The following is a 23,801-nucleotide window of genomic DNA, read 5'->3' as shown; positions in this document are numbered from 1 at the left end:
GGTGCACGGCGGACGGAGCACGCCGGACGGCTGATCGCGGAACCGCGCCACGGCCCGCGCGGTCCTTCCCCACGGCAGTCGGAACAGGAGGGGGGACGGGATGAACCAGGTGCTCTACGGGGAACGGTCCCGCAACCCGTTGGCGCGGACCGTGGAACTCACCGAGGCCGGGCTGCGCAGAGGCGGCCGGACGACACCGCCGGCCGAGCTGAACCTCGGCGCCATGGCCGAGGCGTACCTGCGGGGGTGCTGGCTCGGCGGAGGCGGCACGGAACGCCCCCTGGCCTCACTGGCACAGGGCCCCGGCATCGTGCCGGTCACCCGCGTGACCGGCACGACCAAGCCCCTGAAGGTGCGCCGGACCGCCGACTTCGCCCACGCCCTGGGCGAGTGGGCGGTCCGCGGGTGCGGCGGGGCGGACCAGGTGGCCGCGCTCGCCGCGCGGGCGCACGCGGAGGGCATACCGCTGTGGATCGCGCGGCGTTACGCGCCCGGCCCCGCCGGACCGGTCGCCGTCGCCGTGGACCGGCGCCTGGTCCGCGTGGACGTGTGGGGCCCGCACGCCCCCGCCGTACGCCTGCGGGCACCGTACGGCTTCCGCGGCGACTCCACCGTCCCGGGCAGCGGCCTGGTCATGACCGTCGGTGACACGACGGCCCGGCTCCTCCTCCAGAAGAAGTTCCGCAAGTCCAGGAGCAGCGTGGAGATACGCCTGCCCGACCGGCACTGGACGCTGCGGCGCGAGAACGCGGAGAGCTCGTGGCTGCTGCGCGACGACCGGCGGGTCGCACTGCTGACCCGTCCGCCACGCCGGCCGGACCCCGTACCCGGCACCGTGCTGCTGCCCCTGGCCACCGTGCACCACGAGAGCCCCGACCCCCTGGACGCCGTCATGGCCCACGCGGTCGCCGTCTCCTTCGGCCTCGGGGACACGACGGGCCTGGCCAGGTTCCGCCCCCGCTCCGGAGGGGGGTCGGACACCGGCACCTGGGACCTCCCCTGGTTCAGCAACCTCGGCACCGGCAGCGACGACAACGAACGCGGCGGCGGCGACGGCGACGGCTGGGGCAGCGACGGCGGGGAGGGCGGCGACGGCGGCGGTGGTGGTGACGGAGGAGGCGGAGGAGGCGGCGACTAGCCGGCGGGGACTCAGCGCATCGCGACCAGGACGACGCTGCCGAGCACGCTCGTGAGCACGAAGAACGGCGCGTTGAGGACCCCGTAGTACAGCGGGCGCGGGAAGTTCGGGTTGATGGCGATCTGGAAGGTCATCGCACCGAGATAGCCGACGCCGACGAGGAGCCCGAACACCACGGCGTCCCCCAGCCCTGTGATGTCGAGCGCCTCGACGAGCACGGCGCTGGTCAGGACGGTGACGAGGAGACACACCGGCGGCCCCGCCATGGTCAGAGCCGTCTGCGCGGACGCCGGCGCGCCCTCGCGGCCGAGGGCCACGGCGTACGGCTTGGCGATCACGACGGCGAACCACACGCCGGCGAGCAGGACCGAGGCGACGGCCGCGACGGCGACGGCCATCCAGTTGATGTCGGCGAGAACGGAGAACACGCGCGGGCTCCTTGCGGAACAAGCGGCCCCTGTGGCCGCTGGAGGGCACGAGTCTCGGGGACGTACAGGACAGGGTGTGTCCGCTTCTCCACGGGAGCTTTTCCTGCCGGTGATCCATGCGACTCGTACCGGATCCCTGCACCATCGAACTGGTACGAATTCCCTGTACCAGTTCTGTGGAGGAGGGATTGTGTCCATCACCGCCAGCGAGGCCCGGGCCAGGCTTTTCCCGCTGATCCAGCAGGTCAACGACGACCATGAGCCGGTGGAGATCACCTCCAGGGGCGGCAACGCCGTACTGATGTCGGCCGACGGCTTCCGTTCCTGGCAGGAGACCGTCCACCTGCTGCGCTCACCGGCCAACGCCGCCCACCTCAGGGCGGCCGCCGACGCGGACAAGGCCGCCGACGCTCCGATGATCACCAGGAGCATGGCGGAGCTGGAGGCACTGGCGGAGGACGGCGAGTGAGGGACGTACGGTTCCGGCCCACCGGGTGGGAGGACCTCCCGTACTGGCAGGCGGCCGACAAGACGCTGTTCCGCAAGCTCGTCCGCCTGATCGGCGAGATCCAGCGGGGCCCCTTCACGGGTATCGGCAAACCGGAGCCGCTGAAGGGCGACCTGTCGGGCTACCGGTCACGCCGGAACGACGACGAGCACCGCCTCGTCCACCGGGCCACCGAGAAGGAAGCCGTGATCATCAAGGCCCGCTACCACTACTGACGGACCGGCGAGGAGCGGTACGACACGGGGCGAGGGGCGTCGCCGGTCTCGTCGATGAGGAAGCAGCGCTGCGGTGACAGCCCGCCGCGGCGCTCGTAGGATGCCTGGATGCCCGAGCCGATACGGACAAGCCGCCGCACGTGGGTTGCCGCGTGGGTGGCGCTGTGCGCGGCCGGCCTCGCCGCCACCGCCGGACTGAACGCCTCCTCGGCACCGGACCCGCGGCCCGAGAGGCCCGTCAGCGCCGAGTGCGCCGAGTACGTCGCGGACGTCGAGAGGCGGCTGGCCGAGGCCAAGGCCGAGCGGGAAGACGAGGGAGACGGAGTGCCGGCCTTCTCCCGAGTTCGGGGCGGCACCGGGGACGACTGCCGCGACGAGCTCCGCGACCGCCTCCGGGGCGATCGGTGAGCCGTGGTGCACGGCTCACCGCGATGGCGGGACTGACCTGCGTCGGTGCCGTGACGATCATTGCCGTGGGTGCCACGTCGGAACCGGAGCCGCCGCCCACACCGCCCCGGGTGTACTCCTCCTGCCTGGCGGTCGACAACAAGCCGATGTCCTCGGACGGCGACCCGTGCGGCGGCCGTTGAAGAACGACTGAGCGGCCGTCCGCCGCGGAACGGCGGAACACCCGGGCCCGAGTCGGTCCCCGGGCCGCGGGAGCCACCACACGAACCGGTGGGCGCGGAAGGCCGTCAGTCCTCGTCCGGTACGGCCTCGGCGCCGTTCCGCCCGTGCATCCCGGTGAAGAACGGGTTGGCCGCGGCGGTGCCGGTCTCCAGTGCGTCGGCCTCGTCGGACCGGCCCTCCGCCCGCAGGGCGCGGACGACGTCGTGGATCACGGCCGCCTCGTTCCACGCGTAGTCCCCCGACCGGTAGACGTCGAGGGCGGCGTCGAAGTCGGCGTGTGCCTCCGCGTGGTGGCCGAGGTCGCGGTGGGCGATCCCGCGCAGATGACGGGCCATGGCGTTGGCGTAGGCGTCACCGGCGCGTTCGGTCACCTCGACGGCATGGGTGAGCGGTCCGAGGGCCTCCGCGGGCCTGCCCCCCTTCAGGTGCAGCCAGCCGACATCCCGCTGGGTGTGGGCGACCCACATCTCGTCGCCGACCTGCCGGAAGATCCCGAGAGCCGTCCCGGCCGTCTCACCGGCCGCGTCCAGGTCACCCAGGCCCGCCAGGACGCGGATCCTGGCGTTGGTGACCCGCCCCACCCAGTGCCGTTCGCCCATCGGCCCGAAGATCTCCTCCGCCCGCCGGTAGCAGTCGAGCGCTTCGGTACGGCGGCCGAGGAGACGGTAGATCTTGCCGAGGGCGTAGAGACCGGCCCCCTCCCACCTGCGGTCGTTCAGCACCCGGAAGTCGTGGATCGCCGATTCCAGCAGCGGCGCCGCCTCCTCCGGCCGGCGCAGGTAGCCGAGGGTCTCCGCGAGGGTCCGCCGCAGCCGGGCGCGCGCCCGGAGGTCTCCGGCCTGCTCGGCCAGCCGCAGCGCCTCCCGCTGGCTCCGCTCCGCGAGTTCCGGCTTTCCCCGCCACCTCTGGAACTCGCCCAGCTTCTCGAGGGAGTTCAGGACATGCCAGGAGTCACCGGTCGTCCGTAACCGGTCCACCGCCCCGGCCATGTGCCGAAGGGCGTCCCGGAAGTCGTGCTTCGCCGCGTGTGCGGCGGCGACGACCATCTCGTCCCTGGCCCGGCCCGCCTCGTCCGGCGTCTCCCCGGCCTCCGTGCCGCCGTTCCCCAGCAGCGCCAGTGCCGTGTCCGGCGAGCCCTCGGCCAGCGCCGCCGTCGCGCGGGCCCGCCGCAGGCTGCGCCGCACCCGCGGCCTGGTCCCGGACGGTGCGCTGAACAGCCAGTCCGCGGCACCGGACGGCAGGGTGATGTCGTTGAGGAAGTACGACAGCGCCTCGCCGATCTCGGCCGCCTCCGTGTCCATTCCGAGACTTCGGCCCCGGCCGATGGCCCACTCCAGCCGCTTCTGCTCGCCTGAGACCCAGGCGGCGGCCGACAACCGGCCCAGGCCGGCGACCCGCTCCGCGGACACCTCCGTCGCGAGCTCCGGAGCGCGCTGTGCGGCGAGGTGGACGACGGCATCCCGGAACGCCCGCACCAGGCGGGCCTCCAGTCGCCGCTGGTCGTCCGGCGGCAGCCGGTCGTGCTGCTCGGCCGCGTAGACCCGGATCAGGTCGTGGACGGAGTAGCCGGGGTCCGCCTCCCCGTCGCCCTGTGCCTCCATCAGACTGACCTCGACCAGCTCGTCGCAGGCCGCGACCGCCGCTCCCCGGGTCCCCAGGACGGACGCGAAGTGCCAGTCGGTGAGCCGCCCCGGCGGTAACGAGGCGACCAGATCGAAGGCCACCCGCGTGGGCTCCGCCAGCTCCCGGTGGCTGAAACCCAGACAGGCCTCCAGGCCGCTGTCGCCACGGGAGAGTTCCCGCAGCCGCTCCCGCTCGTTCTCCAGGCGTTCCTGCATCCGGGCCAGACTCAGGTCCGGCCGGTTCCTGAGTTTCGAGCCGACGATGTGCAGGGCCAGGGGGAGCCTGCCGCAGAACCGCGTGATCCGGAGGGCGGTGGCGAGATCGGCGGTGATGCGCTCCTCGCCGGCCCAGTGCGCGAGGACACTCAACGCGTCGTCCTCGTTCGGGAGGGACACGTGCACGGGGGGACGGGCCACGTCCCCGAGGGACAGCACCCTGCGGCTCGTGATCAGCACCGCGCACCCCGCCCCCACCGGCAGCAGGTGGCGCACCTGTTCGGCGTTGTGCGCGTTGTCGAGCACGATCAGCAGTCGGAGGTCGTTGGTCAGCGTCCGCAGGCGCGCGGCCCGGTCCGCGACGCGGACGGGAATGTCCTCACGAGCGACACCGAGCCTCAGCAGGAGCTCCTTCAGTGCGTCCGCACTCGTCATGGGCTCGTCGCCGTCACCCCGCAGTGCGAGGTGCAACTGGCCGTCGGGGTAGTCGTCCTTCACCCGGTGAGCCGCGTTGAGGGCGAGCGTCGTCTTTCCCGTGCCGGGCGCCCCGTGGACGGCGACGATCTTCGACTGGCTGTGCGAGAGGCCGACGGACAGGGTCCCGCCCGTCGGCGCCGGGACGTCCCGGAGCGTGGTGAGCAGGCCGTCGAGCAGCGTCCGGCGGCCCACCCAGGGCGCGGTGGACGGCAGGTCGTGCCGCACCACACCGCGTGCGACCGGCTGTGCGACCGCCCCGGGCAGGGTGCGCGCCGAGTGGTACCAGGCGAGGCCGCCGATCAGCACCGCCGTCCCGCCTCCCACGGCGACAGCGGTCGACCCGTCGAAGAGGTCGAAGATGATGTCACCGGTCGCGCTCAGCGCGGCCACGGTGCCGCAGAGGGCGCCGGTGGCCCAGTACGACGAGCGACGTGAACTGATCTGATCCGCCATGGAATTCCCCCGAAAAGCCAACGTGGCGCGAGCCGATGATGCCACGATCACGAGCCCGCGCACAGCGATGGGCAAAGGCGTGGGCCGCAGGGCCCGATCCCGCCCGGTGGCGGATCAGCCGCGTCCTCGTGCATCGGATCCGGTTCCGCTGGGGCAGGTTTTCACGGGTCCCGCAGCTCAGCGGGCTCACGTCGTGCCCGCTGAAGACCGCGGCAGCACGTGGGAAGCCGCTTGGGGGAGGGCAGTCGGGGAACTTGGGGAGGACAGCCGGGAAGAAGCACCGCGGCCGGGGTCACCCCCCCCCGGCGGCATGGTGACGTCACCCCGTGCCGTCCACATGGGGGCGGGCCAGGCGGCGCAGCGGGGACGTCCTGTCCCACACGTGCCAGCGCGCACCGCACACGGGGTCCGTCGCGTACGTCACCTCGGCCGGGAACCCGTCGACCGCGACCCGCTCGGCCGGCGGGTCGGCGAGACGTCGGCCGCAGCTCGGACAGTGGTCCGGGGTCCGCATGGGATACATGCCCATCGTTCTGCTCCTGTCTACGACTCCGCCGACGCCCGCACGGACGCCACCCATCCGCTCACCGCCACGGCACCGCTTCCGCACGCCAGGACCCGCCAGGCGTCGGGGGACCAGGCGAACACCGCGTCCTGGCCGAAGCGGCGCCCCAGAGCACGCGCCGCCGCATCGCTCAGTCCGACGACGGCGACGCTCTCCTCCCGGTGCGTGCCGCGCGCGTCACCACCCACCGCGGGCCACCGGACGAGACCACGGCGACGGACCTCGTCGAGCAGCAGGCTCTGGTCACGGGCGTTGGCGTCGTCCGACGCGGTACGGCCACGGGGGTTCCATGCGGTGATCACATGGACGGTGGCACCGCTGCCGTCCGGTACCGGGAAGAAACCCTCGGCCGTGCCCCGAGGCCGTGGTGCGACTCGCACGGTCCGCTCCCCGAACCGGATGCCGACGACCGCCGTCCGGTAGAGATCCCAGTCACGGGGCGTGCCGGGTACGTCGATGGCGTGCACGAGGGCCTCCTGTGGAACGAAGACCCCCTTACACCTCGTGCAGGGAGATCGGTGCCCGCCCCCAGGGGATCATGGAGGCATCGGCCGCAAGATTTCATGATCCCGGTCCCCTGGCAAGAGGGGGAACGCCCAGGTCGCGCACGTAGATGTCCCAGCAGGGCGGTGTGACGCCGGCCGGCGGGTCCTTCCTGCTCATCCGACTCGGCCACCGCCGTCCTCCTGCCCGTCCCCCGAGAGCACGACGTCCTCCGCCCGCCTCCGCGGAACGTCGGCCGGCTCGTCGCCGAGCTCCTCGTGCAGAGCCGCGGCCCGTGCCCAGAAATCACGCGCGGCGTCCGGCTCGCCGCGTGCCGAGGACACGTCTCCCAGCCGTCCGGGCGTCAACGCCTCGCTGCGCCGATCACCGAGGTCGTCGCACGCCTCGGAAACGACCGGCCACGGCGGTCGTCGACGTCGCGCGGTCATGGCTGACGGAACACGACTTCGGGACGCGCTCCCGCATCCTTGTCCAGGAGGGGTGCGGCGACGGCCGGGGCAGCGACGACACCGGTGGCCGAGAGGCGTCGAATAAAAAATTCAGACGCGAATGAAGGTACGAATCCGGTCGTCGGATTTTTGTGCGGGCGCGCACCGGGAAAGCCGCGCGAGGAACGCTTCTGTAACGGGCGGGCCACAGCGCCGCACGCCCGTCGCATTTCACCGTTTTCACCGTCACCCGTGTGCCACCATCGACCTCACTTTCAGTGAGGAAGGCTGGGGATATGGCGGGATGGACCACCGACCACAAGGTCAAGATCATCGTCGGGGTCGTCGGAGCGGTGGCGGTGATCGTCGCCGCGGTCATCACCGGCCTGATGAAGTCGGACACCACCAGCGTGGACCAGAAGACCGGGCGGGACGGCGTCGTCTGCGTCGACTCGAAGTGCTGAGGACGGAACACCGTGCGGGCATGGCGCAGAGCGGTCCGTGGACCGGCCTTCCTGGCGCTTTCCCTCCTCGCCCTCGTCTCGTGCGGGGACACCACCGTCAACCAGCAGGCTGAGGGTGACGCCAAGGTTTGTGTGGAGGACTCCACGTGCCTCGACGGCGAGCCCTCGGAGGAGCCGGACCCGCCTGACCCCGGCGTTCCGGGCGGGGGCGGGCCGGATCCCTCCTCCTCGGAGCCGGAGGAGGAGGGAGGGGGCGCGGAGGGCGGGGAGCCCGGCGGGGAGGACACCGTGGAGTCGGGCGAGGCGACCGAACAGGGGGGAGGCGGCGGCTCCGTGGCGGGGGAAACCGTCCCGGTCCGGGTGAACCTGTCGGGTGGGAACCTCCCGGACGGGCTGAGGGACACCACCGACGGATGCTGGATGGGGACCTGCACCGACTGGAACGCCGCGGACGTGGTCGTGGGGGATGAATCCTTCTCCACGGGATTCATTATCGAGTGCACGATCGGATGCGGCGAGAACATCAGCGGCTGGTTCCAGGCGAAACTGGCCGGCAAGTATTCCAGGTTCGACGCGACGTTCGGTATCTCCGCCGAATCCCCTGGAAACGACAGGACGGAGACGTTGGCGGTGAACGTGATCGACCAGGGGACGGGAAAGGTGCTCTACTCGGAAACACTCGAATACGGCAGGAGCTATCCGGTCAGGGGACTGGACGTCTCGAAGGTCGGACTGCTGCGCATTTCCTTCGAGGGGGCGCTCGGTGGCACTCACGGGGCGGTCGGGTCTCCGGTCGTGCGCAGGTGACGGGCGGAGTCGAGTGACCGAGGCGGAGAAAATGCGAACCTGGAGAAGAGCGGCCCGTGGTTCCGCTCTCATGTGCCTTCTGGTGTGCGTGGCCGCCGGCTGCGGTGACACCAACAACATCGACGCGCATGCCGGGCGGGACGGCAAGGTCTGTGTGGACGGCGCGGTGTGCGACGAGGACACGGAGGAGCCCGGGACGCCAGGGCCCTCGGACGGCACCCCCTCAGCCGGCTCCCCGTCGTCCGAGGGGCGGTTCGGCGATGACGCCCCGGACGGCGACGGCGAGGCTTCGGCGGCCGACCCCGGAAACGACGACTCCGACGGGGTGGCGGCCGAATCCCGTTCCGACGTCCGAGTGCGGCACCTCACCGAGATCGGCCCCATCGGGGGATACGGGAACAACGTGAGAGAGGAGGCCTCCCAACTCGGTGACACTCCTCTCAGCAGGAGCATCGTCTTCGCGCCGGGGTACTTCAGCAAGACGGTCAAGCCGCTCTCCTTCAACGTCCCCGCCGGCCTCACGGGTTTCAGGGCGACTGTCGGTCTCGACGGGGAGACGCTGCCGGACTACGTGGCGCACGTCGGCATCGAGAGCCGTGACGGAACGACCCTCACCAGCCTCACGCTCCGGACCGGAGACGTGTACGACGTGTCCGAGGACGTGGCCGGGGCGGGCGCCGTCACGATCAGCGTCTCCATCCTGGAATGGGCGTCGGACGCGGTGAACAGCAGGCCGCACGTCGTGATCGGCGACGGCAGATTCGTCAAGTAGACGAGGTGCGGCGAGCCACCGTCACGGAACGGCCGTCCCCGCCCTACGCGTCCGCGGTGCCGTGGCCACCGTCCACACGGGTTGCCGGGCCTCCGGGCGCGGCAGGGCTCGGTCGTGACCCTTCACGGGTGTCCGGGACAACCCCGGACACCCGTGAAGTGCTTGCCGTGATGGAACGGATCCGAGCAGTGTCCCTGTCGCCCGAGCGGCGGGGACGGGCTTTCCGCCCGTGCCCCACCTGACCTTCGAACGGGCTGGGAACATCCGTGCCCGAGCACCTGCGCATCGGCCCGCCGTGCCTGGCGCCGGCCTTCCAATGGGAGGCCGGCACCGGCCGCACCTGCAGGTCCGTCGAGGGAGCGGGCGGCAACACCTGCAAGTGCCGGACGGGCGGCGTGGGCCGGCCGGGACGGCGTCGCCGGTGGCGCGAAGGGCGGTCCGCGCTGTCAGTGGGGCTCGTTACCTTCGGGCCATGTCGATCACCGCACAATTGCGCGACTCGGTGAGGCTGCCGGGTGGGCGCGCACTGGTCAACGGCTTCGCGCTGGAAAGCCGTGGGGACGGTCCCTGCCGCGCCTTGCTCCGGAACGGGCACGAGCTGGAGGTCTACGACCTCCGGGAGCTGTTCGCGGGGGAGCGCGCGCCGGCGGCCGTCTTCCCCCTGCCCTGGCCCCGGTGGGACCACGGCGTCCACTCGGTGAGCCCGGACGGCACCTTCGCGGTCTTCTCGGGGCAGCGCGCCGTACGGGCCATGGGGACGGACGGAAAGACGCTGTGGGAGTACCGGCACCACTGCTGGGGTCCCGAGCTCGATCACCCGCACACGGGCGACGAGCAGGAGGTGTGCCGTGGTTCGGAGCACGGCTCCTGCCGGGTCTCGGACGACGGCAGGCTCGTATGGGCGCATGTGGTGGCGGAGCCGGAGCCGGGTGACTGGCAGGAGCGCTGGGTGGTCCTGGACGCCCGTGACGGACGGGAGTTGGGGTGGCTGCCGCTGGCCGACAGCGCGGCGGCCGGTTCGCACCACCTCTCCCACCCCGACGGTGTGCACATGGGGCTGAGCATCGGCATGGGCCAGGACGGCATCCTGCTGCACTGGGCGCGCCGGGACGGCGAGAAGCTGACCGGCTGGGACGTGAACGAAGGCCTGGACCGCATCCTGGCGGACGTCCACGCGGGACATCCAGGCTTCCTGACGGTCGAGCACTACGGGGCGGACCTGCGCCTGCACGCCCTGGACGGCACGGTGATCGCCGAGCAGGAGCCGGGGGCGGCCGATGACGACGACGAGGACGAGCCCTACTGGGACTACTCCTGCGGCTTCGTCGACGCCGACACGGTCATCGCCTCGACCGTCGACGCCGACGAGGACCCCGAGCGGGCCCGCCACTGGCTGCTCGACGCGCACACATTGCGCATACGCGGGGTGGTCACGTACCCGACGGGTCCCGTCGACGGCTACGTGCGCCCGCTCGGCGACGGGACCTGGCTCACGTACGACGACAGGAGCGGGACGCTCCACCGCTGGGCGCGGGCGACGGCACCCGGGACGAGGTGACCGGTGGACGGATGTGCCGACGGGAGGCGGGGCGCGGGCCCCGGGCCGTCGGCCGACGCCAGGTCTCCGGTAGTTCTCAACACATCGCCCCGCGGCCGCACGTGGGCGTACCGCTTCGGTCCGGCCCCGTCCGCCCCAGGCAACACGAGGGGGCGGCAAGGGACGCGGGGCCGAGGCGGTCGTCCGTCGGCGCCGGCTCAGAGGTCCGTCGGCTCCAGCGCCCCCAGCCGTGCCATCAGCCCCAGCCGGTCGTACTGCCACCAGCCCTCGACGATCTTCCCGTTGTCGCCGAAGCGGAAGACGGTCGTGCCCGTCATGGCGGCCTTCCTCCCCGTCGCCGGGATGCCGAGGAAGTCGCCCTTGTGGGTGCCCTCCCAGCTCCACCGGGTGCACACCCGGTCCCCCTCGGCGAGCTGGTCCTCGATCCGGAACGCGAAGTCGAAGCCGCCGCGCCACACGTCCATCTCGCGCCGGAAGTGGTCGAGGCCGATGACGTCCTGCTCGTTGGCCGGATCGTGGTCGTGGTAGTGCTCCTCGACCAGGCCCGTCATCGGGGAGAGGTCCTCCCCGGTGGCCAGGATCTCGAAGAAACGCCGCGCGGAGTCCGCGTTCAGCCGCGCGTCGCGCACCACGTCCAGGTCCGTGAAGGTCGGCATACCGTCACACAGGGCCACCATCTCCCGGAAGATCCGGTCGGTCTCCGGCAGCCTGGAGTTCCGCATCGCCTCCTCGTACGACGGGAACTCCACGATCTCGACGACGTGCGACGTGTCCGCGCGGTCCTTGCCGACCACCGCGTGCGTCGCCGTCCGCTTCCCCCTGGTCTGCTCGGCCCACTGGTCCAGGAGCCGGTCCATCTCCTCGAACCGGCTGGTCCTGCAGTCGATGAGCTGTAGGAAGGTCATGGCTCTCGCCTCCGGTCCCCCCTGCGTCCGGGTCGGTTCCGTCAGCACCCATTTTCTCCCGGGGAGCGGGCCCCGTCCCGCTGCGGCGGAGCGGCCACCGGGCTACCCCCGCCGGGGCCCGTACTTCCGTCCCGTCCGCGACGAGATCCCGCCCAGCAGCCCGCGCGGGACCAGCTTCGCCGCGCCCATCAGCGCCTTGTAGCGCGGATCCGGGATCGACAGCGACTTGCCCCGGGCCAGGTCCGCGAGCGCCGCCGCGGCGACCTTGTCCGCGTCCAGCCACATCCAGTTCGGGATGTTGTCCGTGCCCATCCCGGCCCGCGCGTGGAACTCGGTGCGCACGAAACCGGGGCACAGCGCCATCAGCCGTACGCCCTGGCCCGCGAGATCCTGTGCCGCGCCCTGGGTGAACTGCACGACCCACGCCTTGGACGCCCCGTAGGTCCCGCGCGGCACGAACGCGGCGGTCGAGGCGACGTTCACGACGCCTCCGCGTCCGCGCTCACGCATCGCCTCCACCGCCGCCGACGTCAGCCGGAGCACCGCCTCGCAGTGCACCTTGAGCATCCTCAGCTCGTCGGCCATGGGGACCTCGAGGTAACGGCCCCGGTGGCCGAAGCCGGCGTTGTTGACCAGCAGGTCGACGGGGTTCTTGCGGTCGCCGAGACGGTCGGCCACCGCCTCGATGCCCTTGTCCTCGGCCAGGTCGGCGGTCAGCACCTCCGCCTCGATGCCGTGGCGGTCGTGCAGCTCGGTCGCCTGTTCGCGCAGCCGGACGGTGTCGCGGGCGACCAGCACCAGGTCATGTCCGTCGGCCGCCAGTCGCCGCGCGAACGCGGCACCGATCCCAGCCGTCGATCCCGTAATCAGAGCCGTTGTCATGGCGCAAGAGTAGTTACCCGGAGGGAAGGCGTCCGCTTCGTGTCATCCCATGGACACGCCGTCAGGCCGTCCGCTCCGCCCCGTACTTCTCCGCGTAGGTCCGCGCCGCCGCCAGAGCCTCCGGATGCAGCGCTTCGCCCGCAGCCAGCAGCCGGGGCAGCAGCGTCCGCTCGGTCGTCATCGCGCGGAACTGCAACGCGACCGTCACCTCGTGCTCCGGCCGGTGCACGATCCGTACGGCGTCACCCGCGCGTATCCCACCGGGCCGGATCACCCGGAAGTACGCCCCCGGCGCACCCCGCTGCGTGAACCGCTTCACCCAGCCCTTCTCACCCAGATGGCCCTGGAAGGTGCGGCAGGGGATGCGCCCGGAGGTGACCTCCAGCACCACCTCGGGACCGACGGCCCAGCGCTCGCCGATCAGGGCGCCGGACACGTCGATCCCCTCGGTGGTGAGGTTCTCGCCGAACATGCCGTTCGTCAGCGGGCGCCCCAGCACGCGCTCCCACTCGTCGAGGTCCTCGCGGGCCACGGCGTACACCGCCTGGTCGTCCCCGCCGTGATGCCGGGTCTCGCACACGGCGTCCCCGGCCAGGCCGCTCGCGCCGATCCCCTTCGGCCCCGGCGCGGCCACCCGCACCGGTCCGTCCACGGGCTGCTTGTCGATACCGGTCACACCCTCGCGGTGGTCCGTGTAGGGCACGGCCTTGGGTCGCCCCAGGTTCACAGACAGAAGCTTCATGCGTCGCACGGTAAGCGATGAGCATCAAAGCGTCGACGCATTATCCGGCGCCGTGTCAAAGTTCGGCTTATCCTTGAGGGGTGATCGAAGCCCGTCATCTCCGCGTGCTGCGCGCCGTGGCCACCTCAGGTTCCTTCTCCGCGGCGGCCCGCGAGCTGGGCTGCACCCAGCCCGCCGTCAGTCAGCAGATGAAGGCCCTGGAGGGGTCCGTCGGCACGCCCCTGCTCATACGCAGCGGCCGTGAGATGCGCCTGACGCAGGCCGGAGAGGCGCTGGTGCGGCACGCGGCCGGGATCATCGCCGGACTGACCGCCGCCGAGGAGGAGGTCGCCGCCATCGCCGGGCTCCGCGCGGGCCGCGTCCGGCTCGTCTCCTTCCCCAGCGGCAGTTCCACGCTCGTCCCCACGGCCCTCGCCGCCCTGCGCGCCGCCCACCCCGGCACCCGGGTCTCCCTGGAGGAGGCCGAACCGCCCCGCTCCGTGGAGATGCTGCGCGAGGGCGACTGCGACGTGGCCCTCGCCTTCCGGTACGAGGGGGCGGCGGGCGCCGAGGAGTGGGACGACCTCGTCGTACGGCCGCTGCTGTCGGACCGGCTGGTGGGGCTCGTGCCCGAACGGCACCGGCTCGCCCGCGCGGAGTCCGTCGCCATAGGCGAACTCGCCGACGAGCCCTGGATCGCCGGCTGCCCGCGCTGCCGGGGCCAATTGGTCGAGGTGTGCGAGACGGCCGGCTTCACCCCGCGCATCGACTTCGCGACCGACGACTACCCGGCCGTCGCCGGACTGGTCGGCGCCGGACTCGGGGTGGCGGTACTGCCCCAGCTCGCCATCGAGTCGGTACGGCCCAGGGGGGTGCGCACCGTGGTGCTGGAGCCCGCCGTGCGCCGGGAGATCGTCGCGCTCACCCTCCCGGACCTCGCCCAGGTGCCGGCGGTCACCGCGACGCTGGAGAAGCTGGCGGGGGCAGCCGCCCGGTCAGAGGGGGCCGGGGTGCGGGGGTCCGGGGTGCGGGAGTCCGGGGTACGCGGCCGCCGCGCGTGAGGGGCGGTTGATCACTCCCAGTGACGAAACAAGGGCACGCGTGCGTGCCCCGTGCTCTTGAGGAAACGTTCCTTTGAAGAAACGTTCCTTCAGTTGTTCGAAGCGGTGTGTCCGCCGGTGGTCGATGCCGACACCAGCCGGTTGCGCGCCCGCCCCATCAGCTCTTCGCGCTCGTCCTCGGTCAGTCCGCCCCACACGCCGTACGGTTCGCGTACCGCCAGCGCGTGCGCGGCGCACTCGGCGCGCACCGGGCACCTCATGCAGACCTCTTTGGCCGAGTTCTCGCGAGCGCTTCGAGCCGCACCACGCTCGCCCTCCGGGTGGAAGAAGAGCGAGCTGTCCACCCCGCGGCAGGCGGCCAGGAGCTGCCAGTCCCACAGGTCCGCGTTCGGTCCGGGAAGGCGGGAGAAATCTGCCATTGCGTGACCCCTTGTAGCCGTTCTGGGCGGATCCGGTGTCCACGACCGTACAACTACGATCCAAGGAGATGAAAATATGACTCATTGCGAATCTAGCTCCAGACACCAACGAAGGGGAAGAAAAGGGGCTGAATGGGGCACGGCTTGTGGTGAAAGTTCGGAGGTCCGTCGCGCGTATCTCCATCGTGTCCGTCTCCTCACGTAGAGTGCCGAAGGTGGCAGACGGCCCCGTAACTCTTTCGAGTGACCGTCGTTGAGAGTGCGAGGCGGTTGAAGGAACAAGCGCTCGGGCGGGTGTCCGAGACGGTCGACCGCACAGGTGACGATTTCGTACCAGCCTGGAGGCTCAAGGTGACGCGCATCAGCTGCGGAGGGCGGCCATGACTTCCGTCCTCGTCTGCGACGACTCCCCGCTTGCCCGAGAGGCGCTCCGCCGCGCGGTCGCGACCGTGCCCGGCGTCGAGCGCGTGACGACGGCTGCCAACGGCGAGGAAGTCCTCCGCCGCTGGGGTGCCGACCGCTCGGACCTGATTCTGATGGACGTACGCATGCCCGGTCTGGGCGGCGTCGAGACGGTCCGGCGGCTGCTGTCCGCCGACCCCGGAGCGCGCATCATCATGCTCACGGTCGCCGAGGACCTCGACGGTGTGGCGCTCGCGGTGGCGGCCGGCGCGCGTGGCTATCTGCACAAGGACGCCTCCCGCGCGGAGCTGCGTGCCACGGTCACGCAGGCGCTCGCCGACCCGACCTGGCGGCTCGCCCCGCGCCGGCTGCGCTCCGCCGAGATGGGTGCGGCGCCCACGCTCACCGCGCGGGAGATCCAAGTCCTCGAAGGCATGAGCCACGGCCGCTCCAACGCCGAGATCGGCCGCGAACTGTTCCTCTCCGAGGACACCGTCAAGACGCACGCGCGGCGGCTCTTCAAGAAGCTCGGCGCGTCGGACCGGGCCCACGCGGTGGCGCTCGGCTTCCGGTGGGGCCTGGTGCGCTAGGGCCGACTCGCGTCGGGATCACGCCGGGTGGCGAGCAGGACCCGGGCCCCGCGCCGCGGGACGGCGGCGGGAGCCGGGACGTGTGCGCCCCGGCGGGGATTCCGGGTCACGTGCCCGGCGACGTGGACCGGCGGGGCAGCCGGGGCGTGGCCGGCGCGGGGTCCGTGGCCTCGCGCGGTGCGCTGTCGGCGCACGGAAAGCCCATGGCCGCGGTGGTGTGCCGCCGGTGGGGCGAAGCCCGTGGTCCCGCGCGGTGCGACAGGGCCCACGGACCCGGACCGAGCCGCACAGCGCACCAGGAAGCGGGCGGATCCCGGAGCAGGTCGCGCCCGCCTGGAGCACGCCAAGCCGACAGAACCGGCCGGACCCGTCGGGCCTGGGAGGCGCGAGCCATTGTCGTTGGCCGCGCGCAGATGCGGGCATGCCTGTCGTCCGTCGTGCGGGGCGCGGAGCCCCTGCCGTCTGTCGGGTCCGGGGTGCGCAAGCTCTCGTCGTCGGCCGCGCTCGGGGTGCGGGTGTGCCCGTCGTGCGGGGCGCGGAAGCCTCATTGTCCACCGTGCTCGGGTGCGGAAACCCCGTCCACCAGCGCCTCGGCGGCAGCCGCCAGGTGCCCACTGCTCGTTTCGCCGCGGATGCCGCATCCTTGAGGTGTGGAGTTCCTCGGGGACGAGTCGGTCGAGCGGAAGGGGAGGGCGCAAGGGATGAGTTCCGGCGCACCTGCTCATAACGCTTCGGTGCACAACCAGGGACACGGTGCCGCGGACCAGACGTCCGCAAGGCACCATGGACCGATGCGCGACGACGAGGCGGGCACTGCCCAAGGGGCGATCGGCGCGCTCGTCCACCGCGCGGTCGACGGAGACGAGCAGGCCACGCACGATCTGCTCGCCCATGTCCACCCCCTGGCACTGCGCTACTGCCGCACCCGGCTGTCGCGGCTGCCCGGCGACGCCCGGCACTTCGTCGAGGACCTCGCCCAGGAGGTCTGCGTAGCGGTGCTCCTCGCGCTGCCCCGCTACAAGGACACCGGCCGGCCCTTCGAGGCGTTCATCTTCGCCATCGCCTCCCACAAGGTCGCCGACCTGCAGCGCGCGGCGATGCGGCACCCCGGCTCGACGGCCGTGCCCTCCGACGAGATGCCCGAACGCCCCGACGACTCCCTCGGCCCCGAGGAGCGCGCCCTGCTCAGCAGCGACGCGGAATGGGCCAAGAAACTGCTGGCCAACCTGCCCGAGAACCAGCGCGAGCTGCTTCTGCTGCGGATCGCCGTGGGCCTCACGGCGGAGGAGACTGGACAGATGTTGGGAATGTCACCCGGCGCCGTCCGGGTGGCCCAGCACCGCGCGCTGAGCCGGCTGCGCGCCCTGGCGGAGCAGTAACCCCCGCCACCGCGCCGCCCCTTCGGCATACGAACGGAATATGAACGGAAGATCAGCCGTTCCCGTACGAACATACGAAGCCTGGAGCCGTGCGAAACCGTGGAATGAGACACCCACGCTTCCCGTTAGCATGGACATCCGCACCGATCAAGGCCATTTGGGGAAGGTGTCATGACTGCCAACGTCGACGGAGTGCCCGCCAAATTCGCGACACTCGGGCTCACCTACGACGACGTGCTGCTGCTGCCGGGCGCATCCGAAGTGCTCCCCAACGCGGTCGACACCTCGTCCCGCGTCTCCCGCAACGTCCGGGTGAACATCCCCCTGCTCTCGGCCGCGATGGACAAGGTCACCGAGTCCCGCATGGCGATCGCCATGGCCCGTCAGGGCGGCGTCGGCGTGCTCCACCGCAACCTCTCCATCGAGGACCAGGCCAACCAGGTCGACCTGGTGAAGCGCTCCGAGTCCGGCATGGTGACCGACCCCATCACCATCCACCCGGAAGCCACGCTCGGCGAGGCCGACGCCCTGTGCGCGAAGTTCCGCATCAGCGGTGTCCCGGTCACCGACGGCAACAAGAAGCTCCTCGGCATCGTCACCAACCGTGACATGGCCTTCGAGACCGACCGCTCCCGCCAGGTGCGCGAGGTCATGACCCCGATGCCGCTGGTCACCGGGCACGTCGGCATCTCCGGCGTCGAGGCGATGGAGCTGCTGCGCCGCCACAAGATCGAGAAGCTTCCCCTGGTCGACGACGCGGGCATCCTCAAGGGCCTCATCACGGTCAAGGACTTCGTGAAGGCCGAGCAGTACCCCCACGCCGCCAAGGACGCGGAGGGCCGCCTGATCGTGGGCGCCGCCGTGGGCGCCAGCCCCGAGGCGCTGGAGCGGGCCCAGGCGCTCGCCGAGGCCGGTGTGGACTTCCTGGTCGTCGACACCTCGCACGGGCACAACAGCAACGCGCTCAGCTGGATGGCGAAGATCAAGTCGAGCGTCGGCGTCGACGTGATCGGCGGCAACGTGGCCACGCGCGACGGCGCCCAGGCGCTGATCGACGCCGGCGTCGACGGCATCAAGGTGGGCGTCGGACCCGGTTCGATCTGCACCACCCGGGTCGTCGCCGGCATCGGTGTTCCGCAGGTCACGGCCATCTACGAGGCGTCCCTCGCGGCCCGCGCGGCGGGCGTCCCGCTGATCGGCGACGGCGGCCTGCAGTACTCCGGCGACATCGGCAAGGCGCTCGCCGCCGGCGCCGACACCGTGATGCTGGGCAGCCTCCTCGCGGGCTGCGAGGAGTCCCCCGGCGAGCTGCAGTTCATCAACGGCAAGCAGTTCAAGTCGTACCGCGGCATGGGCTCGCTGGGCGCCATGCAGTCCCGGGGACAGGGCCGGTCGTACTCGAAGGACCGCTACTTCCAGGCCGAGGTCGCCTCCGACGACAAGCTCGTGCCCGAGGGCATCGAGGGCCAGGTGCCCTACCGCGGCCCGCTGGCCAACGTGCTGCACCAGCTCGTCGGCGGTCTGCGCCAGACGATGGGCTACGTGGGCGCCGCGACCATCGAGGAGATGGAGTCCAAGGGCCGCTTCGTCCGCATCACGTCGGCCGGCCTCAAGGAGAGCCACCCGCACGACATCCAGATGACGGTCGAGGCACCGAACTACAGCCGCAAGTAGTCAGAAGGCCTTCCAGGGCGGTCCCGGACACCTCCGGGACCGCCCTCGGCGTGTCCGTCGGGGATACTGGAAGGCGCTGCAACGCATCAGGGAAAGGCCACAGACGTGACTGAGATCGAGATCGGGCGCGGCAAGCGCGGCCGCCGGGCGTACGCCTTCGACGACATCGCCGTCGTCCCCAGCCGCCGTACGCGGGACCCGAAGGAGGTCTCGATCGCCTGGCAGATCGACGCCTACCGCTTCGAGCTGCCGTTCCTGGCCGCTCCCATGGACTCGGTCGTCTCACCGGCCACGGCGATCCGCATCGGCGAGCTCGGCGGCCTCGGCGTGCTGAACCTCGAGGGCCTGTGGACGCGCTACGAGGACCCGCAGCCGCTGCTGGACGAGATCGTCGGCCTGCCCGCCGAGGCGGCCACCCGCCGCCTCCAGGAGATCTACGCCGCTCCCATCAAGGAGGAGCTGATCGGGCAGCGCATCAAGGAGGTGCGTGACTCGGGGGTGGTCACCGCCGCCGCGCTCTCCCCGCAGCGCACCGCCCAGTTCTCCAAGGCCGTCGTCGACGCGGGTGTGGACATCTTCGTCATCCGCGGTACGACGGTGTCGGCGGAGCACGTCTCCGGGGCGCACGAGCCGCTCAACCTGAAGCAGTTCATCTACGAGCTCGACGTCCCGGTGATCGTCGGCGGCTGCGCCACCTACACCGCTGCCCTGCACCTGATGCGCACCGGCGCGGCGGGCGTCCTCGTCGGCTTCGGCGGCGGCGCCGCGCACACCACGCGCAACGTGCTGGGCATCCAGGTGCCCATGGCCACCGCGGTCGCCGACGTGGCCGCCGCCCGCCGCGACTACATGGACGAGTCCGGCGGCCGGTACGTGCACGTGATCGCGGACGGCGGTGTGGGCTGGTCCGGTGACCTGCCCAAGGCGATCGCCTGCGGCGCCGACTCCGTGATGATGGGCTCCCCGCTGGCCCGCGCGACGGACGGTCCGGGCAAGGGCCACCACTGGGGCATGGAGGCCGTCAACGAGGAGCTGCCGCGCGGCCAGAAGGTCGACCTCGGCACGGTGGGCACGCTGGAGGAGATCCTCACCGGCCCGTCCCACACCCCCGACGGCTCGATGAACCTCTTCGGCGCCCTGCGCCGCGCGATGGCCACGACCGGCTACAGCGAGCTGAAGGAGTTCCAGCGCGTCGAGGTGACGGTGGCGGACTCGCAGCACCGGCGGTAGGGCCGGGCGGGCTTCGATACGGCACTGAGGAGGCCGGTCACCTGGTGAGGTGACCGGCCTCTTTCGCGTGTCCGGGGGGCGCGCGTGGTGTTCAGGGGGCGCGTGGTTGCCTCCGGGACGAATCCGTGCCGACGGGGTGAATACGGTCGGTAGTGCCTGTGCCCGGCGACCCAGTTCTCTGGGGCGCCCCCTTCCAAGGAGATCGTCTCCGGACCCCGGCCCTCGGGGCCCGGCCCGAATTCCAGACGGACCGCCTACCGGGCTAATGGCGGCATCGTGGAAGGGGGCGCGCCATGGGCCGTCACCGCAAGCCCACCGCCTGGGACCGGATCCGTCTGCGGATGGTGAAGTTCCGGAGGAGGTGCATCTTGTGGATCTACGGGAAGTGAGCGGCCACCCCCAGGAGAGCTAGGGGTGGACACTCCGTTCACTTTTCAGGGGCCTGCCGCAGTACCCGCTGCGGTGGGCTCCGCCTGTTTTCTACCGTACCCGCGCAATGCCCCGCCCACCACCAACCCCTGTGGCATGGACGGCGCCCGCGCGCCCCCTCCTCACAACCGATGCGCCGCCCCCGTAGGCGTAGCCCCCCGCGTGTCCAGCATCAGCTGGGCCTTCACCGACAGGCCCTGGAGGTCGTACGTGCGGTGGTGCTGGAGGAGGATCGTCAGGTCGGCGTCGGCGGCGGCCTCGTAGAGGGAGTCCGCGCGGGGGACGGGGTGGTCGAGGACGTTCCAGGACGGTACGTGCGGGTCGTGGTAGCTGACGGAGGCGCCCAGCTCCATCAGCCGGACCGCGATCTCCTGGGCCGGGGAGCCCTGCCGGTCGGCGAGGTCGGGCTTGTAGGTGACGCCGAGCAGGAGCACCCGCGCGCCGCGCGCGGACTTGCCGTGCTCGTTGAGGAGGGCGGCGGCGCGCTGCACGACGTAGTGCGGCATGCGGTTGTTGACCTCCTGGGCCAGTTCCGCCATGCGCAGGGTGCGGCCCGCGTGGGTGGTCAGGTCCTGGGGGACGGCGTGGCCGCCGACGCCGGGGCCGGGGCGGAACGCCTGGAAGCCGAAGGGCTTGGTCTCCGCGCATCTGAGGACGTCCCACAGGTCGATGCCGAGGTCGTGGCAGAGGGCGGCCATCTCGTTGACGAGGGCGATGTTGACATGCCGGAAGTTGGTCTCCAGGAGCTGCACGGTCTCCGCCTCGCGCAGGCCGCGCGCGCGTACGACCTTGTCGGTGATGCGTCCGTAGAAGGCGGCGGCCGACTCGGTGCAGGCGGGGGTGAGGCCGCCGATGACCTTCGGGGTGTTGGCGGGGGTGTGGTCGCGGTTGCCGGGGTCCACCCGGCTGGGGGAGTAGGCGAGGTGAAAGTCGTGTCCCGCGCGCAGGCCCGAACCCGATTCGAGCAGGCGCAGCAGGGGCCCCTCCGTCGTCCCGGGGGGTACCGGGGACTCGAGGATCACCGTGGTGTGCGGGCGCAGCCGCGCGGCGAGGGTGCGGGCGGCGGTCTCCACCTGGCCCAGGTCCAGCCCGCCGTCCGCACCGCGCGGAGTGGGGGCGCAGATGACGGCGGTGCGTACCCGGCCGAGCTCGGTGGCGTTGGCGGTCGTACGGAAGCCCTGCGCGAGCATGCGGCGCTGTTCGGCGGCGCTGAGGGAGCCCGGCTCGGGGCCGGTCCGGTAACCGATGGTGGAGATGCCGGCGGCGACGGCGGCCTGGGCCAGGGGCAGGCCGTACGGGCCGAGTCCGATGACGGCGAGGTCTGCGGGCATGGCGTGGACCGTCCTTCCCAATAACCGGAGTGCGACAGGTGCGCAAGCCCTGTGGACTGGGCAGGCGAGCGCAATGTCAGACTAGGAGTAAATATGACCGATATGCGGGATTGGTCGGCTGAGTTTCGGTGAGTCGTCCCGCACGGGTTGTCCACAGGCTGAGGGTCCGTGGTGGCTGAAGTCGGGCAAGCCGGTCAGAATTCGGGCATGAGGGTGGGGACCGGGCTTCGCCCGACGGGTGCGGCCGATGCGACCGATGAGCGGGAGGCAGCGGTGAGGACAGCGACACTGGGGCCGGCACAGCGCGCCGAATCACTCGCGTCCATGGCCGAGCACGAGCTGGACGTGCTGGTGGTGGGCGGTGGCGTGGTCGGCGCGGGTACGGCGCTCGACGCCGCGACGCGCGGCCTGTCCACGGGCCTGGTCGAGGCGCGTGACTGGGCGTCGGGCACCTCCAGCCGGTCCAGCAAGCTGATCCACGGTGGCCTGCGCTATCTGGAGATGCTCGACTTCACGCTCGTACGGGAGGCGTTGAAGGAGCGCGGCCTGCTGCTGGAGCGGCTCGCTCCGCATCTGGTGCGCCCGGTGCCGTTCCTGTACCCGCTGCGGCACAAGGGCTGGGAGCGGTGGTACGCCGGGTCGGGCGTCGCGCTGTACGACACCATGGCGATGGCCCGGGGACACGGACGCGGCCTGCCCGTGCACCGCCACCTGACCCGTCGTCACGCACTGCGGGTGGCACCCTGTCTGAAGAAGGACGCGCTGGTCGGAGCCCTGCAGTACTACGACGCCCAGATGGACGACGCCCGGTTCGTGGCGACGCTGGTGCGCACGGCGGCGGCGTACGGCGCGAGGACCGCCAACCGCGCACGGGTCACGGGGTTCCTGCGCGAGGGGGAACGCGTCGTGGGCGCCCGGGTGCAGGACGTCGAGGGCGGCGGCGAGTACGAGATCCGTGCCAAGCAGATCGTCAACGCCACCGGGGTGTGGACCGACGACACCCAGGCGATGGTCGGCGAACGCGGACAGTTCCACGTACGGGCCTCGAAGGGCATCCACCTGGTCGTCCCCAAGGACCGCATCCACTCCACGACCGGGCTCATCCTGCGCACCGAGAAGTCCGTGCTGTTCGTCATACCCTGGGGACGGCACTGGATCGTGGGCACCACGGACACCGACTGGGACCTCGACAAGGCGCACCCGGCCGCGTCCAGCGCGGACATCGACTACCTGCTGGAGCACGTGAACTCGGTGCTCGCGGTTCCGCTGACGCGGGACGACGTGGAGGGCGTGTACGCCGGTCTGCGGCCGCTGCTCGCCGGTGAGTCGGACGCCACGAGCAAGCTGTCCCGCGAACACACCGTGGCGCATCCGGTGCCCGGGCTCGTCGTGGTGGCGGGCGGCAAGTACACGACGTACCGGGTCATGGCCGAGGACGCGGTGGACGCGGCGGTGCACGGACTCGACGTGCGCGTCGCCGACTGTGTCACCGAGGACACGCCGCTGGTCGGCGCCGAGGGCTACCACGCGCTGTGGAACGCGCGGGCGCGCACGGCCGCGCGCACCGGCCTGCACACGGTACGGGTAGAGCACCTGCTGCACCGGTACGGCGCGCTGGCGGAGGAGGTCCTGGACCTCATCGCCTCGGACCCCTCGCTGGGCGAGCCGCTCCGGGCGGCCGACGACTATCTGCGTGCCGAGATCACCTATGCCGCCTCGCACGAGGGCGCGCGGCACCTGGACGACGTGCTGACCCGGCGCACCCGCATCTCGATCGAGACGTTCGACCGGGGGACGCGCAGCGCCCGCGAGGCGGCCGAGCTGATGGCGCCGGTGCTGGGCTGGGACAAGGACCAGATCGAGCGCGAGGTGCGGCACTACGAGAAGCGGGTGGAGGCCGAGCGGGAGTCGCAGCGGCAGCCCGACGACCTGACGGCGGACGCGGCACGGCTGGGGGCTCCGGACATCGTGCCGTTGTAGCCGCAGGCTGCGG

General features: G+C 71.6%; 24 protein-coding genes. 14 read left to right on the top strand and 10 right to left on the bottom strand.

All coding sequences use genetic code 11. From position 1 onward, the window contains the following. Nucleotides 1–100: 100 nt before the first annotated feature. Nucleotides 101–1,138 carry a hypothetical protein gene (locus ACF1DX_RS07550; protein ID WP_391790277.1) on the top strand — a complete coding sequence of 346 codons (1,038 nt, stop codon included), beginning with the start codon at nucleotides 101–103 and terminating at the stop codon, nucleotides 1,136–1,138. 11 nt (nucleotides 1,139–1,149) lie between these two features. Here the strand turns inward: ACF1DX_RS07550 and ACF1DX_RS07545 are convergent, their stop codons facing one another. Then, nucleotides 1,150–1,566: a DUF1761 domain-containing protein gene (locus ACF1DX_RS07545; RefSeq protein WP_391790276.1), complete on the bottom strand. Its 417-nt coding sequence runs from the start codon at nucleotides 1,564–1,566 to the stop codon at nucleotides 1,150–1,152. A 190-nt stretch (nucleotides 1,567–1,756) separates the two neighbouring features. Between ACF1DX_RS07545 and ACF1DX_RS07540 the strand changes: the two genes are divergently transcribed. The 3 genes from ACF1DX_RS07540 (at nucleotide 1,757) to ACF1DX_RS07530 (ending at nucleotide 2,697) form a co-directional block, all read left to right on the top strand. After that, nucleotides 1,757–2,035, top strand: coding sequence for a type II toxin-antitoxin system Phd/YefM family antitoxin (locus tag ACF1DX_RS07540; RefSeq protein WP_391790275.1), 279 nt, complete (start codon nucleotides 1,757–1,759; stop codon nucleotides 2,033–2,035). Next, the gene (locus ACF1DX_RS07535; protein ID WP_391790274.1) at nucleotides 2,032–2,289 is read left to right on the top strand and encodes a Txe/YoeB family addiction module toxin; all 258 of its coding nucleotides are present in this window, start codon (nucleotides 2,032–2,034) and stop codon (nucleotides 2,287–2,289) included. Before ACF1DX_RS07540 ends, ACF1DX_RS07535 begins: the two co-directional genes overlap by 4 nt. A gap of 108 nt (nucleotides 2,290–2,397) precedes the next feature. Beyond that, nucleotides 2,398–2,697, top strand: coding sequence for a hypothetical protein (locus ACF1DX_RS07530; RefSeq protein ID WP_391790273.1), 300 nt, complete (start codon nucleotides 2,398–2,400; stop codon nucleotides 2,695–2,697). A gap of 287 nt (nucleotides 2,698–2,984) precedes the next feature. Here ACF1DX_RS07530 and ACF1DX_RS07525 read toward each other — a convergent pair whose 3' ends face one another. The 4 genes from ACF1DX_RS07525 to ACF1DX_RS07510 form a co-directional block, all read right to left on the bottom strand. Next, nucleotides 2,985–5,687 (bottom strand): tetratricopeptide repeat protein, encoded by a 2,703-nt coding sequence (locus tag ACF1DX_RS07525; protein WP_391790272.1) that lies wholly within the window; start codon nucleotides 5,685–5,687, stop codon nucleotides 2,985–2,987. A 319-nt stretch (nucleotides 5,688–6,006) separates the two neighbouring features. Next, nucleotides 6,007–6,216, bottom strand: coding sequence for a hypothetical protein (locus ACF1DX_RS07520; protein ID WP_391790271.1), 210 nt, complete (start codon nucleotides 6,214–6,216; stop codon nucleotides 6,007–6,009). A gap of 14 nt (nucleotides 6,217–6,230) precedes the next feature. Continuing rightward, nucleotides 6,231–6,719 carry a DUF3293 domain-containing protein gene (locus ACF1DX_RS07515; protein ID WP_391790270.1) on the bottom strand — a complete coding sequence of 163 codons (489 nt, stop codon included), beginning with the start codon at nucleotides 6,717–6,719 and terminating at the stop codon, nucleotides 6,231–6,233. 192 nt (nucleotides 6,720–6,911) lie between these two features. Then, nucleotides 6,912–7,079, bottom strand: coding sequence for a hypothetical protein (locus ACF1DX_RS07510; protein ID WP_391790269.1), 168 nt, complete (start codon nucleotides 7,077–7,079; stop codon nucleotides 6,912–6,914). Between the two features lie 401 nt (nucleotides 7,080–7,480). Here ACF1DX_RS07510 and ACF1DX_RS07505 point away from each other — a divergent pair, with 401 nt between their 5' ends. The 4 genes from ACF1DX_RS07505 to ACF1DX_RS07490 all read left to right on the top strand — a co-directional run bounded on the left by ACF1DX_RS07505 (nucleotide 7,481) and on the right by ACF1DX_RS07490 (nucleotide 10,785). Continuing rightward, nucleotides 7,481–7,648 carry a hypothetical protein gene (locus ACF1DX_RS07505; protein WP_158801224.1) on the top strand — a complete coding sequence of 56 codons (168 nt, stop codon included), beginning with the start codon at nucleotides 7,481–7,483 and terminating at the stop codon, nucleotides 7,646–7,648. 12 nt (nucleotides 7,649–7,660) lie between these two features. Further along, the gene (locus tag ACF1DX_RS07500; RefSeq protein ID WP_391790268.1) at nucleotides 7,661–8,455 is read left to right on the top strand and encodes a hypothetical protein; all 795 of its coding nucleotides are present in this window, start codon (nucleotides 7,661–7,663) and stop codon (nucleotides 8,453–8,455) included. Between the two features lie 70 nt (nucleotides 8,456–8,525). After that, the gene (locus ACF1DX_RS07495) at nucleotides 8,526–9,227 is read left to right on the top strand and encodes a hypothetical protein (protein WP_391790267.1); all 702 of its coding nucleotides are present in this window, start codon (nucleotides 8,526–8,528) and stop codon (nucleotides 9,225–9,227) included. Nucleotides 9,228–9,699: 472 nt separating this feature from the next. Beyond that, entirely contained in the window at nucleotides 9,700–10,785 is a 1,086-nt protein-coding gene (locus ACF1DX_RS07490) for a hypothetical protein (protein ID WP_391790266.1), read from the top strand. Nucleotides 10,786–10,982: 197 nt separating this feature from the next. Here the strand turns inward: ACF1DX_RS07490 and ACF1DX_RS07485 are convergent, their stop codons facing one another. From ACF1DX_RS07485 to ACF1DX_RS07475, 3 genes are all read right to left on the bottom strand, one after another. Then, a complete protein-coding gene (locus ACF1DX_RS07485; RefSeq protein WP_391790265.1) occupies nucleotides 10,983–11,690 on the bottom strand; it encodes an ester cyclase in 708 nt (235 codons plus the stop codon). A gap of 102 nt (nucleotides 11,691–11,792) precedes the next feature. Beyond that, complete coding sequence (locus ACF1DX_RS07480; protein WP_383352886.1) at nucleotides 11,793–12,572, bottom strand: SDR family NAD(P)-dependent oxidoreductase; 780 nt, start codon at nucleotides 12,570–12,572, stop codon at nucleotides 11,793–11,795. A gap of 61 nt (nucleotides 12,573–12,633) precedes the next feature. Then, nucleotides 12,634–13,314, bottom strand: coding sequence for an MOSC domain-containing protein (locus ACF1DX_RS07475; protein ID WP_391790264.1), 681 nt, complete (start codon nucleotides 13,312–13,314; stop codon nucleotides 12,634–12,636). A gap of 80 nt (nucleotides 13,315–13,394) precedes the next feature. On the opposite strand from ACF1DX_RS07475, the gene ACF1DX_RS07470 reads away from it, so the two are divergent. Then, a complete protein-coding gene (locus tag ACF1DX_RS07470; RefSeq protein ID WP_391790263.1) occupies nucleotides 13,395–14,354 on the top strand; it encodes a LysR family transcriptional regulator in 960 nt (319 codons plus the stop codon). An 89-nt stretch (nucleotides 14,355–14,443) separates the two neighbouring features. Here ACF1DX_RS07470 and ACF1DX_RS07465 read toward each other — a convergent pair whose 3' ends face one another. After that, the gene (locus ACF1DX_RS07465; RefSeq protein WP_391790262.1) at nucleotides 14,444–14,773 is read right to left on the bottom strand and encodes a WhiB family transcriptional regulator; all 330 of its coding nucleotides are present in this window, start codon (nucleotides 14,771–14,773) and stop codon (nucleotides 14,444–14,446) included. A 380-nt stretch (nucleotides 14,774–15,153) separates the two neighbouring features. Between ACF1DX_RS07465 and ACF1DX_RS07460 the strand changes: the two genes are divergently transcribed. The 4 genes from ACF1DX_RS07460 to ACF1DX_RS07445 all read left to right on the top strand — a co-directional run bounded on the left by ACF1DX_RS07460 (nucleotide 15,154) and on the right by ACF1DX_RS07445 (nucleotide 20,048). Continuing rightward, nucleotides 15,154–15,765: a response regulator transcription factor gene (locus ACF1DX_RS07460; RefSeq protein WP_003948568.1), complete on the top strand. Its 612-nt coding sequence runs from the start codon at nucleotides 15,154–15,156 to the stop codon at nucleotides 15,763–15,765. Between the two features lie 791 nt (nucleotides 15,766–16,556). Next, a complete protein-coding gene (locus ACF1DX_RS07455) occupies nucleotides 16,557–17,144 on the top strand; it encodes a sigma-70 family RNA polymerase sigma factor (protein WP_030829597.1) in 588 nt (195 codons plus the stop codon). A gap of 171 nt (nucleotides 17,145–17,315) precedes the next feature. Beyond that, on the top strand, nucleotides 17,316–18,818 hold the full coding sequence (guaB, locus tag ACF1DX_RS07450; protein WP_391790261.1) for an IMP dehydrogenase: 1,503 nt from the start codon (nucleotides 17,316–17,318) through the stop codon (nucleotides 18,816–18,818). A 105-nt stretch (nucleotides 18,819–18,923) separates the two neighbouring features. Further along, entirely contained in the window at nucleotides 18,924–20,048 is a 1,125-nt protein-coding gene (locus ACF1DX_RS07445; protein WP_030861148.1) for a GuaB3 family IMP dehydrogenase-related protein, read from the top strand. A gap of 551 nt (nucleotides 20,049–20,599) precedes the next feature. Here the strand turns inward: ACF1DX_RS07445 and ACF1DX_RS07440 are convergent. Further along, nucleotides 20,600–21,808, bottom strand: coding sequence for a nucleotide sugar dehydrogenase (locus ACF1DX_RS07440; RefSeq protein ID WP_391790260.1), 1,209 nt, complete (start codon nucleotides 21,806–21,808; stop codon nucleotides 20,600–20,602). 273 nt (nucleotides 21,809–22,081) lie between these two features. Between ACF1DX_RS07440 and ACF1DX_RS07435 the strand changes: the two genes are divergently transcribed. Further along, nucleotides 22,082–23,788, top strand: coding sequence for a glycerol-3-phosphate dehydrogenase/oxidase (locus ACF1DX_RS07435; RefSeq protein WP_391790259.1), 1,707 nt, complete (start codon nucleotides 22,082–22,084; stop codon nucleotides 23,786–23,788). The last annotated feature ends 13 nt before the right edge of the window (nucleotides 23,789–23,801 follow it).

It is taken from the genome of Streptomyces sp. NPDC014676 (assembly GCF_043084105.1).
GTDB lineage: Bacteria > Actinomycetota > Actinomycetes > Streptomycetales > Streptomycetaceae > Streptomyces.
The sequence above is the reverse complement of the archived record's forward strand: the minus strand, read 5'-3'. Positions and strand labels throughout refer to the sequence as shown.